Origin of the sequence: Marinomonas spartinae (assembly GCF_900089775.1) — a bacterium.
GTDB lineage: Bacteria > Pseudomonadota > Gammaproteobacteria > Pseudomonadales > Marinomonadaceae > Marinomonas > Marinomonas spartinae.
The window spans coordinates 38143-57713 of the sequence record NZ_FLOB01000005.1; the positions used below are offsets into that span (position 1 = coordinate 38143).

12 protein-coding genes are annotated in these 19571 nt (G+C 43.7%); 5 read left to right on the forward strand and 7 right to left on the reverse strand.

The window, feature by feature from the left end:
• Positions 1-72: 72 nt before the first annotated feature.
• Together argA and argE are read right to left on the reverse strand one after the other, a co-directional pair.
• Complete coding sequence (argA, locus tag MSP8886_RS11990) at positions 73-1386, reverse strand: amino-acid N-acetyltransferase (protein ID WP_067016722.1); 1314 nt, start codon at positions 1384-1386, stop codon at positions 73-75.
• The gene (gene argE, locus MSP8886_RS11995; RefSeq protein ID WP_139063139.1) at positions 1379-2635 is read right to left on the reverse strand and encodes an acetylornithine deacetylase; all 1257 of its coding nucleotides are present in this window, start codon (positions 2633-2635) and stop codon (positions 1379-1381) included. The genes argA and argE overlap by 8 nt, the downstream gene beginning before the upstream one ends.
• A gap of 127 nt (positions 2636-2762) precedes the next feature.
• On the opposite strand from argE, the gene MSP8886_RS12000 reads away from it, so the two are divergent.
• The 3 genes from MSP8886_RS12000 (at position 2763) to MSP8886_RS12010 (ending at position 7161) form a co-directional block, all read left to right on the forward strand.
• The gene (locus tag MSP8886_RS12000) at positions 2763-3710 is read left to right on the forward strand and encodes a CYTH domain-containing protein (protein WP_067016724.1); all 948 of its coding nucleotides are present in this window, start codon (positions 2763-2765) and stop codon (positions 3708-3710) included.
• A 117-nt stretch (positions 3711-3827) separates the two neighbouring features.
• A complete protein-coding gene (gene glnE / locus MSP8886_RS12005; RefSeq protein WP_083200935.1) occupies positions 3828-6791 on the forward strand; it encodes a bifunctional [glutamate--ammonia ligase]-adenylyl-L-tyrosine phosphorylase/[glutamate--ammonia-ligase] adenylyltransferase in 2964 nt (987 codons plus the stop codon).
• 151 nt (positions 6792-6942) lie between these two features.
• Positions 6943-7161, forward strand: a complete 219-nt coding sequence (locus MSP8886_RS12010) for a hypothetical protein (protein WP_067016726.1) — start codon at positions 6943-6945, stop codon at positions 7159-7161.
• A 141-nt stretch (positions 7162-7302) separates the two neighbouring features.
• Here MSP8886_RS12010 and sbmA read toward each other — a convergent pair whose 3' ends face one another.
• A complete protein-coding gene (sbmA, locus tag MSP8886_RS12015; protein ID WP_067016728.1) occupies positions 7303-8574 on the reverse strand; it encodes a peptide antibiotic transporter SbmA in 1272 nt (423 codons plus the stop codon).
• A gap of 134 nt (positions 8575-8708) precedes the next feature.
• Between sbmA and MSP8886_RS12020 the strand changes: the two genes are divergently transcribed.
• Positions 8709-9614: a PhzF family phenazine biosynthesis protein gene (locus tag MSP8886_RS12020; protein WP_245659093.1), complete on the forward strand. Its 906-nt coding sequence runs from the start codon at positions 8709-8711 to the stop codon at positions 9612-9614.
• Positions 9615-9641: 27 nt separating this feature from the next.
• On the opposite strand, the gene MSP8886_RS12025 is transcribed toward MSP8886_RS12020, so the two are convergent.
• The 4 genes from MSP8886_RS12025 to MSP8886_RS12040 form a co-directional block, all read right to left on the reverse strand.
• The gene (locus MSP8886_RS12025; protein ID WP_067016729.1) at positions 9642-10775 is read right to left on the reverse strand and encodes a M48 family metallopeptidase; all 1134 of its coding nucleotides are present in this window, start codon (positions 10773-10775) and stop codon (positions 9642-9644) included.
• Entirely contained in the window at positions 10775-11920 is a 1146-nt protein-coding gene (locus tag MSP8886_RS12030; RefSeq protein WP_067016731.1) for a YjgN family protein, read from the reverse strand. Before MSP8886_RS12030 ends, MSP8886_RS12025 begins: the two co-directional genes overlap by 1 nt.
• A gap of 249 nt (positions 11921-12169) precedes the next feature.
• Positions 12170-13381: an aspartate aminotransferase family protein gene (locus MSP8886_RS12035; protein ID WP_083200936.1), complete on the reverse strand. Its 1212-nt coding sequence runs from the start codon at positions 13379-13381 to the stop codon at positions 12170-12172.
• Between the two features lie 51 nt (positions 13382-13432).
• Complete coding sequence (locus MSP8886_RS12040; protein ID WP_067016735.1) at positions 13433-18256, reverse strand: NAD-glutamate dehydrogenase; 4824 nt, start codon at positions 18254-18256, stop codon at positions 13433-13435.
• A gap of 294 nt (positions 18257-18550) precedes the next feature.
• Here MSP8886_RS12040 and MSP8886_RS12045 point away from each other — a divergent pair, with 294 nt between their 5' ends.
• Positions 18551-19570, forward strand: coding sequence for a GlxA family transcriptional regulator (locus MSP8886_RS12045; protein WP_067016737.1), 1020 nt, complete (start codon positions 18551-18553; stop codon positions 19568-19570).
• Position 19571 lies beyond the last annotated feature (1 nt).

The following is a 19571-nucleotide window of genomic DNA, read 5'->3' on the forward strand; positions in this document are numbered from 1 at the left end:
AAAACACGTTCTAAAATGAAAAAGGCGCTCCGATTATGATTCGGAGCGCCTTTTTTACTATAAGTGTTTTCGTTAACGCAGCGTTTTAACAAATATTTTTGAGTTTCGCTGGTAATTATATAAAGCTTGTTTTTTGGCAGGCAGTGTCGTTAGTGATGTTTCGCTAAAGCCTCGCTCGATAAACCAATGGGCAGTTCGTGTTGTCAGTAGAAACAAGGTGCTCAAATTTTGTTGCTTTGCCGACAGTTCAATACCTTTTAAAAGACGGTCACCGCGATTTAATCCGCGGTAATCCGGCGATACTGCTAGGCATGCCAATTCCCCCGCATTTTCTTGCTCAAATGGGTAGAGGGCAGCGCAAGCCACAATGGCACCATCTCGTTCAATGACGATAAAACGATCCACTTCGTTTTCCAGTAATTCCCGTGAACGACGAACCAAAACCCCTTTATCTTCTAACGGGGCAAGCAGGGCCATCATACCGCCCACATCATCAATGTGAGCGGGACGAAGTTGCTCGTAACTGTCTTCGTCTATCATGGTGCCTGCGCCCTCACGGGTGAACAGCTCTCTGAGTAAGGCACCATTTTCGTTATAGGAAATCATATGCGCCCTTGGAACATGTTGGCGAACAGCGGCGACACAGGCTTCTAAGGCCACTTGGGTGAAGTGTGGTAGGCTATTGTTTTGTAAAATGATTTCAGCATCATGGGCGACCAGTTCAGAGTAGAGCTCTCCTTCAAGATCAAAAACCCCTTCTTCTTCTGAGTAGATGATTAGCTTATCCGCTTTTAGCTGTACGGCGGCTTGTATGGCAACGTCTTCAGCTTTCAGGTTAAACACTTCTCCTGTTGGTGAAAAACCAAGATGAGGCAATAGCACCATGTTGTCATCTTCAAGCAGGCGAAAAATCGCCTCGGAGTCTATGCGACGCACTTCCCCTGAATGACCATGATCAATGCCATTCACTACGCCTAATGGACGTGCGATGACATAGTTACCACTGCAGACTTTCAAACGAGCACCTGCCATTGGGGTATTGGATAAACCCATGGACAGTTGGGCTTCTAACTGTACTCGAACAGCGGCAGAGGCTTGGATTATGTCTAATAATTGTTCTTGTGGTGTAATCCGGTAGCCGTTTTCGAAAACACTGACAGAGTGTTTTTGTGCTAAGGCCCTATCAATTTGGGGACGAGCACCTTGAACCAATACAAGGCGAATGCCTAATGAATCCAAGAGGGCTAAATCATGAATGATGCTGGAAAAGTGATCACATTCCTGTGCTTCTCCAGGGATTAAAATAACGAACGTTTTTCCTCTATGGGCATTAATATAGGGAGAGGAGTGGCGAAACCAGTCCACGTAATTGAGTTCTTCAGGCACGGTCTTCCTCGTCTATGTTGTTAAATGGGTCGATCTTAGTTTGCTCATGGTGTTTATTGATAGATGAACTGTTAGTGTTAGGCTGTGTTTTATAGACTGTTTGTAAGCAATAGCGATGTACTAAGCCGCGTAGAATATGTTGCATAGGTTTTATCTGGTCTAGTGCCATAAACTCGTTTGGCTGGTGGGCTTGATCAATGGAGCCTGGGCCCAGTATTAAGGTCTCGATGCCAAGTTGATTTAAAAAGGGGCCTTCGGTACAAAAAGCGACACTGTCGCCTGTTTGCTGGGTCAGTGCTTCACAGGTTTTTAAAATATCAGAATCCGTGGATGTTAGGAAAGAGGGAATATCTTCAAACAAGCTGCGCATTTCTATTGTGGTACCTGTTATCTCTTCGATTTTGGGTAAAATCGCTTGAATTTCTTCAATCAAGGATTGGTTACTCATTCCTGGTAAAGCGCGTAGGTCAAAGTCTAGTTCACATTTTCCACAGATACGGTTTGCGCTGTCGCCACCGTGTATGCAACCAAAGTTCATGGTTGGGTACTCAATGACAAAATTGGCGTCGCGATATTTTTTCTTCAATTGCTGGCGAAAGGTCATAAGCTCGGACATGACCATATGCATGGCATCCATGGCGTTATTGCCAAGGGAAGGGTTGGATGAATGGCCAGACTGTCCTTTAATTTGAATACGTTCCATCATAATGCCTTTGTGGGCATAAATCGGTTTCAGCAAAGTGGGTTCGCCGATTACCGCATAACGAGCCTTAATTTTCTGCTGGCTGACTAATGCACGGGCACCTGACATCGAAGATTCTTCATCCGCAGTGGCGAGAATAATTAATGGCTCTTTCAATTGAGTCAAATCCATATCGCGCAGGGTATCGATGACCACGGCAAAAAAGCCCTTCATATCACAACTGCCTAACCCATACAGTTTGTTATCCCTCTCTTCTAAGCGAAAAGGATCCGATTGCCAGCGATCTTGGTCATAAGGTACGGTATCTGTATGACCGGATAGGACTAAGCCGCCTTCGCCTTGGCCAATTGTGGCAATCAAGTTGACGTTGTTAGGGCGGTTGGGAATCGCCATGACCTCACAAGAAAAGCCCAAGGAGGAAAGCCAGTTTTCTAGCAGTTCAATGACTTTTTTATTTGACTGATCCCAGCTGGCTTGACTAGAACTGATAGAGGGCGATGCAATCAGTTGAGACATCATGGTGATGAGCGGCGGTGGAGTGTTCACAAGCTATCCTCGATCAAAGTGATAACGCTAATATTACTACTGTAGGCTGGGCATCTGATACACTTAAACAAAAATTAAGTAGTCTCTGATGTGATAATGCGTCAGAAGTGAATGAGGTTAAGAAAATATGGCTACCGAGCTAGAACTAAAGCTAATGGTTCAGTCCGAGTATCTCAAGCCTGCAAGTGAGTTTTTAGATGAAATTTGCAAACAAGCTAATGAGACAAGTTCCCGTCAACCTACACTCTCTTTGATGAATGGTTATTTTGATACCGCCGATGCGATGCTGATGGATGCGGGGGTGGCCCTGCGTATTCGGGCGGTGAATCAGAAATACATTCAGACATTGAAAACCCGGGGCAGTAGCCGAATTGGCATGCATGCCCGTGGCGAATGGGAATGGCAGGTGCCTAATGGACAATTAGATTTGTCCTTGCTAAACGCCGTACCCTTACCCGAGTCGTTAATGGATTTATCTTGGGGGAAAGATCTGATCGAAGTTTATCGAACGGACTTTGAGCGCCAGGTCTGGCTGATAGAAGAGCAGGGCACGCAAATGGAAGTGGTGTGTGACCAAGGGGTCGTGACCTCTGCTTATGGTCAAGAGCCCATCTGCGAGTTGGAAATTGAGCTAAAATCGGGTGATGACAAAGTCTTATACGAATTCGCTCACAAGTTAGCCCAACAAGTTCCTGTGCAAGTGAGTACGGTGTCAAAAGCACAAAAAGGGGTTCGTCTTAAGCATGGACAGATTCAGTTTCCAGAGAAGCCAGACAATACTGCGACAGAATTTGACTTCGCAGTATATTGGTACGAATCTTGGTTAGTCTACTGGGAGGCCATGTTTTATATGGAAGATGAGATATTGATTCAACCCATTCGTCATTCGTTAGTTCAGTTGGCCTATTATTTGTCGTCGGAACTGAAGCAAGAAGTGCTGCTATTGGAGAAAGCATTATTAGCCGCGTCTTCAGAGTTTGTAGAAGACTTGCTCCCTCACTTTGGAGGTTTGAAGCAAACTGGCATTGTGATGTTAAAAGTAGGTCAATGGCTTAATCAAGCCTCGGCCCGTTAGACTATTGTGTTGCCGATCCTGCTGAATGTTGATCAACAGTTAATTCGTTTATCCATAATAAAAATCGCTACCTTTGCATGATGAGACTCCCGTAGACATCGTGTAAAGGCTTAAACCATGAAGAAGGAATCTCCTTTGACCCCGCTTGTAAAGAACACTGCTTATCTTGTTTATTGTAATCAACACCCTAATCGATCGACGCTTTACGAGGCGATCCAAGAATCTAGAGAGCGGTGTGGGTTGTCTCTTCTCAATCAAGAGCAAATCGATCGTTTAGAGCCGCTATGGTTGTTAAGCGATTATTTGCATCAGCAATGGGTGCGCTTTCCTCATTGGTTAGACAATCATTTATGCGATACAACGTACCTACCGCGACCATCCTATGAAGCGATGATGGCAGGTGAAGCCTACTTTGCTAGCGATGCGGAAACGGTCAAAGAAGTGTTGCAGCAAGATCAAGAGTCAATGGGGCTGGATGAGCCGAGTTTGATGAAGCGCTTGCGACTTTATCGACAGTGGTGGATGACACATTTGATTGCGCTGGATCTTCAGCAGCAGATTTCTCTAAAAGAGCTAACTGCTATGCTAAGCGGTCTAGCCGATGCCTCAGTTAAAGCCAGCTTAGCGTGGAGTGTTCATCATTATCAGACGCTTTATGGCCATGCTTTGGATCAGCAAGGCAAAGTGCAATCTATGATTGTGATTGGCATGGGGAAATTAGGAGGCAACGAGCTCAATTTATCGTCTGACATAGATTTGATCTTTGCTTTCCGTGAGCATGGCGAGACTCAAGGAGGGAAAAAGAGCCTTTCCCATCAAGAATATTTCACGAAACTTGGGCAAAAGTTAATTCAACATTTAGATCAGGTCACTGCAGATGGCTTTGTCTTTCGTGTCGATATGCGCTTGAGGCCATTTGGTCAGTCGGGTGCGTTGGTGCTCAATATGGACTCTTTGGAGCAATATTACCAAGATCAAGGGCGTGACTGGGAACGTTATGCCATGATCAAAGCGCGAGTGATGGCAGGTGACCAACAAGACATTGCCGAGTTTGAAGCTTTACGCAAACCATTTGTGTATCGAAAGTACCTGGATTTTGGAGCGATTGGCGCTTTGCGAGATTTGAAGCAGATGATCGCCAAAGAAGTACGCCGAAAAGGCATTGAACATAATATTAAGCTGGGGGGAGGTGGTATTCGGGAAGTTGAATTTATTGCTCAAGCCTTACAAATTCTCCATGGTGGACGAGATCAAGGGCTTCAAAAGCCCGCCTTATTGTCTGTTTTACCTCATCTGGAAAAACATCATTATCTTTCCTCAACCGATGTTGCCACACTCACACAAGCGTATCTTTTATTGCGTCGCACAGAGCATGCACTGCAAGCGTATCGAGACGAGCAGACCCAGCTCATACCAGAGGATGAGATGGGTCAGGCTCGCCTAGCCATTATGGTGGGCTTTGATTCTTGGCAAGCATTAAATGATGAACTGTGGCGCTTGCGCCACCTCGTTCATGGGATTTTCTCCGAGCTGATTGATGATGGTGAAGAAAGCAGTGAAGAGGTGAAGCAACAAGAAAGTTGGCGTTTATTGCTGAAAAATGCCAAAGATCAAGAAGCCATTGCCGATGCCATTGCCGATATTCAATGGCAGGATAGAGAAGCAGCCGTGAATCGGTTAAGTGTGTTTTTAAGCTCAAAAGGCGTGGTCTTTATGCAGCCCATTGGGCAGGAGCGTCTATCGGTTTTTTTAGCCGCCTTTGTATCTGCATTAGCAGAAGAAAGGGCTCCTGATATTATTTTAGAACGTATTATCCCCATTCTGGATGCGGTATTGCGCCGTACTGCCTATTTGGTTTTGTTGTGTGAAAACCCCACAGCCATTACCCATTTAATGGGGTTATGTCGTGAAAGTGCTTGGTTTAGCGAAGTGATTTCCAGCTCCCCAGCGTTGCTGGATGAACTATTAGACGCAAATACTTTATTCTCCCCCCCTAGCAAAGCCATGCTAAAAGAAGAGTTACAACAAATTTTGCTGCGCCTGCCAGAAGAGGATGAAGAAGCCCAAATGGATGCTTTAAGGCGCTTCAAACGATCCATTACTTTACGGATTGCGGCCTGTGATATCACAGAAATCTTGCCTGTTATGAAAGTGAGTGATCACTTAACTTGGTTGGCAGAAGTCCTGTTGGAGCAAGTCTTGCAGCAATCTTGGTGGCATTTGACCCATAAGCATGGTTTCCCTGTTCAGGAGGGGGAGTTGGTCAGTTCACCACAATTGGCGATTATTGGCTATGGCAAGTCTGGTGGTTTGGAGTTAGGTTATGATTCGGATTTAGACTTAGTGTTTGTTCACGATGCTCAAGCCAACGGCTACACCAGTGGTGACAGAAGTGTCGATCATTTAACTTTTTACACACGACTCTGTCAGCGTATTATTCATATGCTAACCAGCTTTACTGCGGCAGGTCGTTTGTATGAGGTAGACATGCGATTACGTCCCTCAGGTAATTCGGGGTTATTAGTCAGTAGTCTGGAGGCTTTTAAGGACTATCAACAAAAAGAAGCGTGGGTGTGGGAGCATCAAGCATTAACCCGTGCCAGAGCGTTAGCAGGGGATGAGGACCTGATAGCAAGATTCGAGGCCTGTCGTAAGCTGATTATTGGCAATGAACGGGATCGCGTTGAGCTCAAGCAAGAAGTCATCAAGATGCGTGAAAAAATGCGCGCCCACCTAGACTCCGGAGGGAAAGAGAAGGGCTTTGATTTGAAACAAGGTGCCGGTGGGATTATTGATATTGAGTTTATGGTGCAATATCTTGTGCTGGCTTGGTCCCATCAGTACCCAGAATTAATGCGCTATTCGGATAATGTGCGTCAACTAGAAGCCGCAGCCAATGTCGGTTTGATCGCTGATGAAACGGCGCAGGAAATGACGCAGACGTATACTTTGTACCGTGCTTTGAATCACCGTTTGAATCTTCAAAAGCAAGGCCGGGTTGTACAAAGAGATACGTTGGAGAGCAATCAGGCGTTAGTGAGCCGCCACTGGGATGAGTTCGTGAATAAGACGAGTTTATAGTGTGACTAATTGAAAACTTTCTTTTTATTATCAGCCGAGTAGACAGGAAAAGCACTTAATGAAAATAAACTGATCGTAAAATGAACAGTTTTCAGCTATAATGGTCATATAGTAAACGGAAAGTGTTTTTAATGACGTTTGGGAGGTTATTATGGATGGTATCAGTGGCGCTAGTGCAGCTGCATCATATGCCAGAGAAGCCTACACTGCTAAGTTGTCTCAGGATGCCCAAGTGCAACAGGGTCAGCGGGCGCTTGACCTTTTAGCGAGCACCGACAGTAACCCAAAAGCCAATCCTACGCCAGCCGCTAGCAGCGGCAGCCATATGACAACGGATAATCTTGGACAGAATATTAATATTAATGTCTAGAATGGTTAGTCTTCGAGTTATAAATATTCGAAGTAACAAACAAAGATTAATGACAAAAAGCCAGCTTAGTTAGCTGGCTTTTTTGTTTTTGATGTCCCGTCCTGAAATAGCGTTATGTCAATAGAGACAAATGAATGATGATTAAGCGGTTGGCGTCTCTTCGATAGAAGGCAAAGGCTGATCATCGATAGCCGCTTCAAAGGCTTTTAAACGTTTGTAGATAGAGAGCAATTCAACAATCGTGGTCCAAGAACCGACCAAAAATTGGAATGAACCTTCCACTTGGTTAAAAGCATTCAAAATTCGGTTTAGAAGACCTAAAGTAATCGCGCCAGCAACGATGGAAGGTGCGAGAGCAATAAGGGGGACAAATTGTCCCATATATACATAAGAGTAGCGTATTACGTTAAAATATAAGTAATGGCCATACAGTCTAAAGTAGTTTCTGCGGACATTCGTAAAGAGCTCTGTAAGGGTTAGTGGCTCTGCGCGATCTTCAAAATCTTCCCCATATACCAGCTCCTTACGATAAGCCGCTTCTACTCGCTGGTTTTTAAACTCTAATCCTGGAAGTTTAATACCTGAAATAGCAAGCAAAACAGTACCAAAAATTGACCAAATAATAGCAACAAAAACCAAAGGCTGAGGCACTTCACCGATGAATGGAAGTTCTTTTACATGGCTTGATAAACTCCACAGAATAGGTAAAAAAGCCAATAGAGTCATAATGGAATTGATAAAGCTAACTCCTAACCCTTGAACAATATTGGCAAAACGCATAGTGTCTTCTTGAATCCGTTGAGATGCCCCTTCTATATGGCGAACTTGCTGCCATTTAGCGGTGTAATATTGGGTCATAGCCGTACGCCAACGAAAGACATAGTGACTAACAAAAAAGTTGTTTAATACTGAGACAATAACAGAAACAAAAACAATGATAGATACAGTGGACAGCTGAGCATAAAAACTGGTAATCGTTATGCTGTGTGGGCTGCTTAGGGCTTTTTGAATAAGGTCGTAAAAACCGCCGTACCATTCGTTCATCATTACGCCTAGTTGAACACTAAACCATGTAGTAAAGATGATAAGACCAGAACCTATAACAGACCATTTAGCCCATTTTTGTCCACCAAACGTCATCCATACACCAATAAAAATAGCGTAGCAAACGGCCATATATTGGTAGAGCCATACATCGACAGCTGTTTTTTGTTGACTAGCAAATGCGGCTTGTGCGGCGGCGTTCGCACCTTTGCTTAAGGCATCAGGAAAATGCACGCCAAATACCGAACCTAAGCTTAATAGGTGACCTAGGTCTTGAATTTTTGTATACCAACCGATGACACAAACAAGGGCCCATAGGGCGAAACTTAGAAAAAATAATTTGGGTTTGGGAAAGAAGGATAAAAACACTATTTGGTTTCTCTATAAAGTTCACTTACAGATAAGTCGTTGATCTAATAAACTAGCCCAGCGACGCTTTTCAAGAGAGTAAACTAGTCGAACACTAAGAACAATCTTCGTCATGAAGAGAGGTTGGAATAAACATGAAAGTCGGTTCAGTAGTGATGGAAAAAGTAGAAGACAAAATGCCTCCTGTCACTGTGTATTTAGTCGAGGCGTTTTCCTACCTTGAAAAGGGTGGAAATACGGCGGGGGTGATGTTGAACGCAGACAATTTGTCTAGAGAGGATCGTCTCAGCATAGCGAAACAAGTCGGCGTCTCGGAAACGGCGTTTGTTTCTCAAAATGAAAAAGCGGATTTTGCGGTGGCGTTTTTTACGCCAACGGAAGAAGTGGATTTTTGTGGGCACGCTACCGTGGCGACTTTTTGGCTGTTAAAACATCTAGGTATTGTCTCTGAGGGACGTTATATGCAAGAGACAAAGGCGGGTGTGTTAGCGGTTGACGTGGACACTACAGGGTTGGTTACCATGGAGCAGACTCGACCAACTTGGATGAACGTCTATTCTGCTGATGTTATTGCACCGCTATTTGGTTTGTCAGAGAGAGCGCTTTCTAAGCTAGCTTTACCGATCCAAGCATTATCGACTGGATTACCGGACATTATCGTGCCCGTACCGAAAGGTGAATTAGACAAGGTGGTTATGGATGAAAAAGCGGTAGTGGACTTTTCTCGACAGGAGAAAGTGATCGGCTTTCACCTTTTTGAATTAAACCCAGAAAAAGGTGGGGTGACGGCTTATTGTCGTAACTTTGCGCCTGCAGTTGGGATATCCGAAGAGTCTGCCACAGGCAGTGCGAGCGGTGCTTTGGCTTGTTATTTATACAAACAGTTAGGTTTAACCAGTATGTGCTTTGAACAAGGCCGAGCAATGGGAAAAACGTCGCGCCTCTGGGCTGAATTAAGTATTAAGGCAGATGACATCGCTCAAGTACACGTGTCTGGTATGGCGTATTTGAGAGATCGGATACTCGTTGCGCTTTTATAAGATGTTTCTTAGATGATGGTTTTTATTTTACGGTGACGGGCAGTGGGTAAGGCCTTGATTAAAGCAGTCTTGATAATGCTTTCCTATTCTTACTCTTTGTGCCGAGCTTGGATGAGTAGAAAGTAGTCTAGAAAAACCACCGTCATCAGATTGTGTTTTTGTAGACCCCTTGGTGTTTTTAAGGTCATTGTTAGGTATGCCTTTGTTGGAGGTTTGCTCTATTCTAGTGAGGATGTCCCCTAAGCTGGATGGGGGGATGTTAGCTGTTAAAGCATGCTGATAAGCAAATTGATCGGCTTGAGCTTCATAATGTCGTGAATAGACATTGCTGATGAGAAATGATCCGACGCCAATACCTAAGTCATTCATTGAGTTTATATCGCCAAAAATCAATGAAGCGGTGACGGCCATTATGCTACCTTCGATGACTTTCTTTAATGCATGACGGCCTACGATATGTCCCATTTCATGTAATAAGATAAGATCAATTTCAGCTTCGTTGTGGGCGAGTTGTATTAAACGGTCCGTTATGATGATATCGCCATCTGGTAATGCCAACGCATTGGCAATGCCTGTTCCTTTTTCTGATGGCCAACGACGAAAATGCAGAGTGAAAACGGTTTTGTCATCGGTTTGATAAAGAGGGACGATTTTATTTTCAAAGTGTTGGCGTATCTTAAGCTTTTGCTCAGAAGGTAGCTGGCTCGCGCTTAATACGGTGGCATCTAAAAACTGTAGCGCATGGCTTGACAGTACTTGATTAGCTGAAGCAGGGAGGTTGTTGGCGATAACGTTGCTAACCACTGGTAGACCCCATTTAAAGCCTGAAAAAACCACCGCAATAATGATAAAAATGCAGGCAATGGTAAACGTTAGATTTTTTTCTAATATATGAATGAATGCCATTAGCCGAGTTGATGTTATGGTATCGTTCAGCAAGGCATCAATGGCATCATTATCTTGTGTTTCAAATAAGCTTCCATCCTTTAAGGTTATTTTTCGCATGATATTCCCTATGCGGTCCGATACCTTAAGTTCATTATGAGAGCCTATAATAGAAGAGAGGCCTTCAGCGCGAAGCTGAAAGCCTCTCTTATCAATATGTAAGGTGGCAGGAAACGATGTTGAGCATCCTGCCAAGTAAAGTCTACCTTGTATCATTACAGGGCAATACCTGCGACATCAACATCAAAGGCATCACCAAGTTCTTCGCCTAAAGGTCCTTTGTTATCACTTTGTTGGCTAATAAAACCGTCAAAGCCTTCTTCCGCATGAACATGAATACTCTCCATTGAGTAGCGATAAAGTCGTATCGCAGTCCAAGGATAAGCTAAGCCCAGTGTACAGATCAGTAGTAGAAAATTTGTAAAAGCGATGATGAAAAATTTATTAGCGGCTAAGGTTGATTGGAAACGAATAGACTTATCTAGCTGCATACTGTTTAAAATATATTGACGTTGGCGAGCCGTAGTATAAGAAAAAACATACATACCAACTAAAATAAAGACTATGTAGAAAATGATAAAAGCAGAAAGAATAGTAGCTGGGCTTGGCCTAGAGCCTAAGCCTCGCATGCCTTGTAATGTTTGAGATAGTGCATTGAAACCTACACCATAGACGATAATTAATGAAATGGCGGCAAGTAAAAGGCCTAATCCAGTCGCTTTAAGCATAATAAAGAAAAAAGGTCTGAATTCAAGTTTGGCCAAGAATTTCCCTTGACCAAAGTGAGAGCCATTGATTAAAAAGTTACTGGTTACCATTTTGATTATAGCAATATAGGCAGGGCACGCAAAAATCAAAAGCAGAAGAATGATTTTTATATTGTCAGGTTGTGGAATGGCTGAAAAAATAAAATATATGACAATGAAGCCTGCGATCAAAAGACTGATAGGGTAAGCGAGTATCGCTATATAAGAGCTTGAAAGATTTCCAGTAAAGCCGAAGCGGACATTGCGATAGCTTGTCATGCGAAAGTTGAATTTTAGTGAACGCCAGACGATCCAAGGCAAAGCAATAACCAGTGCAATTGGGAAAATACCACTTAATGCCGCATTGGTTTTCGAGAGAAGTATATATAAAGCCAAAATAACAATAGCAATGAGGTAACTCGGGAAGAGCTGTTTTCCTGTTGCGTGATATTCGAAGCTTGCGTTATCTAAGTCGGTATTACCATAAAAATAGCGCAAAGAGCGAACTTTTGCCCAAGGCCGATATAGACCTATGGTAATAATGGTTAATAGAGTATTAACAATCCAAATTTTGAAATATTCACTGCCCGCTCCATGAAATTTTATCGGAGTCATGTCCTTTTGCCCTCTTCATAGGTGTGTCTGATTTCTCGGGATATTAACGTCATTCTGAAGAGTATTCAATGTTTAAAGACTCTGTACGTTGTTAGGAAACAATGTTTTTAGTCTTGGGTCGAATCTAAATATGATAATAGAAAGAGATCGTTGAATAATAATCTGGATGATACTGTTCGTTTTTTTAGACATAAAAAAATCGGACCTAAGTCCGATTTTTGAAAAGTCATCTAACGATAAGCCTGTTGATTAGTTTGCCAGTACTTTGGCAATAGCGCGATCAAGACGAGCCAAACCTTCTTTAATATCTTCCTCAGGAATGATCAAAGACGGAGCGAAACGAATCACGTTAGGGCCAGCAACCAGTACAAATAAACCTTCTTCTGCTGCAGCGGTTAAAAAGGCTTTGGCGTTACCAGCAAACTGCTCGACAACTTCTGCACCCATCAATAAGCCCATACCACGAATGTCTTTGAAGACATGGTACTTTTCATTTATGGCGTTAAGGCCTTCAACAAATAAGTCGTGACGCTTGTTAACACCATCAAGCACTTCTGGTGTGGTGATAATATCAATGACTGCTTCGGCAATGGCGCAGGCCATTGGGTTGCCGCCATAGGTGCTACCATGGGTGCCAAAGACAAAACTTTGTGCGACATTGTCTTTTGCTATCATCGCCGCAACGGGGAAGCCGTTACCCAGCGCTTTTGCAGACGTTAGAATGTCTGGTGTGACACCAAGCTGTTCGTAAGCGAAAAAAGTGCCTGAACGACCCACACCAGATTGTACTTCATCGTATACCAGTAAGGCGTTGTGTTGATCACATAACTCACGTACTTGTTTAGCAAAGGTTTTGTCAGCAGGAATAATTCCACCTTCCCCTTGAATAGGCTCCATGACAACGGCACAGGTCTTGTCGGAAATCAGCGATTTGAGCTCTTCAATATCATTGAAATGACAGTGAGTGATGCCTTTTGGCGTTGGCTCAAACCCTTCTTTGTACTTAGGTTGGCCACCGACAGAGACAGTGAACAAAGTACGCCCATGGAATGATTGGTAGAAAGAGATAATTTCGTTCTTTTCTGGACCAAAATGATCAAACGCGTAACGACGAGCCAATTTAAACGCTGCTTCGTTGGCTTCTCCTCCTGAGTTACAGAAGAATACTCGATCAGCAAAGGTTTTTTCGGTTAGCTTTTTTGCTAATCGCAATGCTGGCTCATTGGTCATGATGTTGGCTAAATGCCAAAGTTGTCCTGCTTGTTCGCGCATGACGTTGACCAATGTTGGGTGAGAATGCCCCAATGCAGTAACGGCGATGCCGCCTGCAAAATCGATATATTCTTTGCCTTCTTGATCCCATACGCGAGAGCCTTCGCCACGTACTGGAATAATCGCAGAGGGGGCGTAGTTAGGAAACATTACTTCGTCAAATGTTGCTCTCGTTACTTGTTCTGTCACTTTTATATACCTCGTTAAAATGGGCGACTGTGATACCAGTCGCCCTTTGGTTTATATCAGATTTCTCAGCTCACGAATAGCAACAGTGATCATTGCAAGCGTTAAATCCGACTCGGATTTGATTTCTCCGAAGGTCGTTCTGTAATGCTGAATGTTATCGCTGTTCTGTTCGCGCCAATGGGCCAATCTTTCTTCCTGTTCCTTGATATCAGGGCTGGATTGAATGACTTCTTGAGTGAGGGTTCTTAAGCTGTTATCAACTTCGTCTCCCAAGCCTGCTTTTGCACGACGTTGCCACATGTCGCTAGCAACCAATTCACTAACACTATGACGTAACCAATGTAGCTCAAGATCCATTTCTAGAGCGAAGTAGGTTTGTGCCACATCCAATACTTCTTTGTCTGTGTTGGCGGCAACCCGAATAATGTCTAATCCATAGAACAGGTAGTGCAACGAAGAGATTTGATGGGCAATGTCCTCAGGGATACCTTGCGCAGCCAGCTCCATTGTGATGTCCGTTAGATGTTGTTGGCTAGGCTCGGTCAAAATGGCTTGCATATTGGCTCGAATGATTTCCACACCTGGCTTATATGTGTCTTTCAGTTTTTGAATAGATAAGCTTTCTCGTGTATTACGCAGTAACCATAGTGTTGCGTGTTCAAGTAAGTTTTGAATGCGAATCAGGAGTTTATTTAAGAGACCATTATTGACTTTGAAATCCAAGTCATTAATTGCATCCCAAAGTCCAGGGATGCCAAAAATGTCTTCTGCGGCCATGTAGGCACGTACTAAATTTAAGGCCGATGCACTGGTTTCTTCTTGTACGTAAGTACTGAAGGTTGGGCCCATGCGATTACCAATATTATTAGTAACGTGGCCGGCAATAATCTCTTGTAATAAGGGGTGAGACGCCATTTGATTATCAAAGCGCTTACCCAATTGGGTTGGGAAGTATTGATGAATTTGTGTTAGTAAGTCAGGGTCTTCGCCAATACCGTCTTCAACTAATTGCTCAGACAGCTTGATCTTAGAGTAGGCCAGCAGCACAGAAATTTCAGGACGCGTTAAGCCTTGTCCTTTATTCATGCGTTTCTTTATTTGCCCATCGCTTGGTAGAAATTCGATTTCACGGTTTAGACGGCCTTCACGAACCAAGGATTGAATCAAACGCCAATGGTCTGCTAAGCGTTCCGTTGCTTGTGAGTTCGCAAGCGATAAAACGTGGCTTTGACCCAAGTTATGACGCAATACCAAGCTGCCCACTTCGTCGGTCATTTCAGCCAATAAAGTGTTACGTTGCTTCTCCGTCATGTCGCCGTTTTCAACTACACGGTTTAGCAGAATCTTAATGTTCACTTCGTGGTCAGAGCTGTCCACGCCAGCTGAGTTGTCGATGGCATCGGTACTAATTAAACCACCATTTTGAGCAAATTCAATACGACCGCGTTGTGTTAGGCCCAAGTTACCGCCTTCGCCAACAATCTTACAACGAAGTTCTTTACCATCAACACGTAACGAGTTATTACCGCTATCGCCTACATCTGCATGTGTTTCGCTCTCAGCTTTGACATAAGTTCCGATACCACCGTTCCACAATAAGTCGACAGGCGCTTTGAGAATGGCGTTGATCAGATCCGTAGGGGCCATGGATTTCATGTTGCCTTCGATTCCTAAGGCTTTACGAATGTCTGCGTTGATCGGAATGGATTTTGCCGAACGGTTGAAAATGCCACCCCCTTTAGAAATCAATTCTTTATTGTAATCTTCCCAAGAAGACCGTGGCAGTTTAAAGATGCGTTCACGTTCAGCGAATGAGGTTTCTAGATCCGGTGTTGGATCAATGAAAATATGCATGTGGTTGAAGGCCGCAATCAACTTGGTATGTTTTGACAGCAGCATACCATTACCAAATACATCCCCTGCCATATCACCGATGCCAACCGCCGTAAAGTCAGTGGTTTGACAATCGATGCCGATTTCTTTGAATTGACGTTTGACGGATTCCCATGCTCCACGAGCGGTAATCCCCATTTTCTTATGGTCGTATCCGTTAGAACCACCAGAAGCAAAGGCGTCACCTAACCAGAAACCGTATTTTGCTGAAATGCTATTCGCCAAATCTGAGAAGGTCGCGGTGCCTTTATCGGCGGCGACAACCAAGTAGGGATCGTCTTCGTCATAACGCTCAACGCAGACAGGTGGGACTAATTTGTTTTGAACTAGGTTGTCTGTGATATCGAGTAAACCACTAATAAAGGTGGTGTAACAACGTATGACTTCGGCCTGAATGTCTTCACGAGAGGCGTTTTTCTTTAATTGTTTGGCGACGAAGCCACCTTTTGCACCAGTTGGAACGATTACGGCGTTTTTCACCATTTGTGCTTTGACTAAGCCAAGCACTTCGGTGCGGAAGTCTTCCATACGGTCAGACCAGCGTAAACCACCACGCGCGACTTTGCCGCCACGCATGTGCACCCCTTCGACCCAAGGCGCATAAACGAAGATTTCGAATTTAGGGCGAGGTAGTGGTACGGCTGGAATCATGGATGGATCCAGCTTAAATGACACGTAGTCTTTGATGTTGCCATTTTCATCGGGCTGGTAGAAGTTAGTACGAATCATTGCCTGAACAACGGACAGGTAATGTTTCAAAATACGGTCTTCATCAAGGTTGGCCACTTGATCTAGTGCGGCTTCAATCTTCTCAAGCAGTTTTTGGACTTTTTCTTCTCGCTTAGTGGTTTGGTTTGGATCAAAGCGCTGCTCGAATAATTGCACAAGTAAACGAGCGATGTTGGCATTTTTCTCCAGAGTTTGCTGCATATACTGCACAGAGAAGGGGACTTGTAGCTGCATCAAGTACTTAGTTAAAGCGCGCAACATAGTCACTTGACGCCATGTGAGGGAGGCATCCAGCACTAGGGCATTGAAGCGATCATTTTCAACACGGCGACTGAATACTTGGCTAAACGCTTCTTGGAAGGACTCGCGTTGGGCATTTTTCTCAAGGTTCACATCAGCGTCAACGCTGATAGCGAATTCGACAATCCAAGTATTTTTGATGTTTTCTTCATGGTTGTCCAACTCATAGGGACGAGCTTCTAAAACACGTAGTCCCATGCATTCTAAAATAGGGAGAACGTCTGATAATACTAGTGTGGTACCAGAGCCATAGACTTTAAAGAAGTAGTGGTTTTTGCTTTGTCCTACTTGGCGGTATAGATGAGTGCTGATATCGCCTTCGCCCGCTAACGAGTTTAAGCGTTCAATGTCCAATACGGCAGCATTGGGGGAGAAATCTTCGTGGTAAGCAGCGGGTAGGTAAGGCGCGTATTGTGCGTATAGATTATTACCACCTTCTTCTCCATTACTGGTTTGTAATGCAGTGAGTAACTTATCATCCCAAGAGCTCATCGCTTCTTGCATTTTACGCTGAATGTCATCTACATCGACATCTGGGCTGTTTTTAGGATCGGCAATTTGGATCGTGAAGTTAACGCGGGCCAATACCATTTGCGAGAATTGGACATTGAACTCTGCACTGGTGCCGTTGCAAGCATTCATCAAGATGTCTTGCATTTTGATGCGGATCTCAGTGTTGTAACGATCCCGTGGTACATAAACTAGGGCATTTAAGAAGCGGCCATAAATGTCTTTACGAATGAAGACTCGTAGTTGACGACGCTCTTGTATCGCAAGGATTCTTTCAATGATGCCGTAAAGCTCTTCTACGGGAGCGTGTAGCATTTCGTCACGAGGGTAGCTATTTAGAATGTGTTTTAAATTTTTTCCTTTATGACTGTTTGGATCCACATTGGCTTTTTCAATAATGTGCGCCAATTTTTTGCGAAGTAGTGGAACGTCTTGCATACGCGCGATATAAGCGGCAGAGGAGTACAACCCAAAGAAACGCCATTCACCAATAACTTCTCCTTTTTTGTCAAAACGTTTGATGCCAAGGTAATCAAGGTGAACAGGGCGGTGAACGGTAGAAATGGCGGTTGATTTGGTCAAAATCAGAATATTGTCTGGGTCGACGGCTAGACCTGCAAGATCATCGTTTAGGACAATATCGCGTTTCACTTTCTTATCATTAGTGTCACGGAAAGTACCAAGACCCGAGCCATCGACTAACTTAAGGTGTGTTTCATCTTTTTCTTTAACCAGATCGTAGGCACGGAAGCCGATAAACGTGAAGTGGTTGTTACCAACCCAGCGTAGAAAATCTAAGTTTTCCTGATGGTTATCTTTGTCTTTTAAATGTGAGATTTTTTCTGACTCAGCGATGGCTTCGTTGAGTTTCTTTTGCATGAGAGACCAGTCTTCGACGGTTTTTTTGACGTCGGCTAAACTGTTAAGCAGTTCTTCTTTGATGTCATCAAGCAGGTTAGTATCGGATAAGCGATCAATTTCAAACCGCATCAGGGCTTCTGTAATGCCGTTATTAATGGTTTCGGCAACTTCCTCCAACTCCCCTTTTTTATTTCGCTTAACTTGGATAACAGGGTGGGCCGTTAAGTGGATGGTGTGCCCAAGGCGAACTAACGCCATGTTAAAGGAAGACACTAAAAATGGCATGTCATCGGTTAGGATCTCGATAACGGTATGAGTGGATTGCCAGCTGTGCTCTTCAAAATTGGGGTTGTAAACCCGAACCTTAGGCTGGTTACCAGTACGCAGTTGTAAAAAGTCCCATAGGCAAATGATGGTGCCGTATAAATTCTCTATGGGTTCATTGACCATGTCTTCTTCTAAAGCATCCCGAAAATAAAGACGCGTTAGATTGCTGATGTATTGGGCTTCACTTGCACTAAAATTGTCTCTGATTTCAGCTTCAATGCGATCTATTATTTCGTTTTTTTTGTTGTCAATCATTAGAACTTTTCCTCACTTGGCGTTCTGATTCTGATAAATCTAGCTGTAGTTAGCAAATAACGAAACTTTTAGTTTTTGATGCGAGTGTCTGTTAATAAAAGTATACTCTATTAAAACTATATTAATTTCGTGATTGCGACATTTGTTTGCTGTGTCTGGTGTCATTCACCAGAGAATGTGTGTTTTTAGCAAATCATCATGTCTACATTCATTTTAAACGAAATAATGCTCTAATTTATCTACTGATCGCAGGATAATAAATTGTACAAGAACGAATTCGCATCACGAGAAATCATGCAGGCGAGTAAAAAGCCGCAAAAATACGGTTTTCTACTATTGCCGAACTATTCCATGCTGGGTTTTTCTTCTGCCATCGAAACCTTACATATGGCGAACTGGGTGACAGGGAAAGAACTTTATGGCTTTTGTACGATTGGTCATGAGAAACAGTCAATCCCTTCCAATACAGGTATTAGCACGCTTACCGACTACTTAACCAGTGACGCTCCTAGGGACTTAGATGCAATTTTTGTGTGTGGAGCCTCCCCTGTGACACAAAACGAAAGTAAAAGTTTAGAAATTTGGCTGAAGAAACAAGCAAAACAGGGTGTTAGTCTCGGAGGGATTTGTACGGGAAGTTACTTATTAGCCAAATCCGGGCTGTTAAGTGATTATCGTGCGACCATTCATTGGTGGGATATGGCGAATTTGCGTGATGAGTTTCCTAACATCATTGTGTCGAATCACCTGTTTGAGGTTGATCGAGATCGCTTTACCTGTAGTGGGGGATCTGCTGCCATGGATATGATGCTGTTTTTGATCGGTAAGCAACATGGGATGACATTGGCCAGTAGTATTTCAGAACAGTTTGTTTGTGAGCGCATTCGTATGCATGACGATCCTCAGAGAATCCCATTGCAGGCGAGAATTGGAACGGGACAACCTAAGTTGGTGGAAGCGGTGCAGTTGATGGAAGCGAATATTCGTGAGCCCCTCTCATCGGATGATATTGCTTACCATGTTGGTGTATCTCGACGTCATTTAGAACGGCTTTTTAAACAAAACCTGGACGTTGTGCCATCCCGCTACTATCTTGAGTTACGCCTCAAGCACGCTAAGCAGCTTTTAATGAAAACAGACAAGTCGATTATGGAGGTGGGGTTTGAATGTGGTTTTACTACGGCACCCCATTTTAGTACCACTTATAAGGGGTTTTTTGGCGTCACCCCAAGAGATGAACGTAAAAATTTGCAGATTAAGGCCTATCCACCTGTTCAATCGGACAGGAATAAAAGACAACTGTGGCGAAAATAAT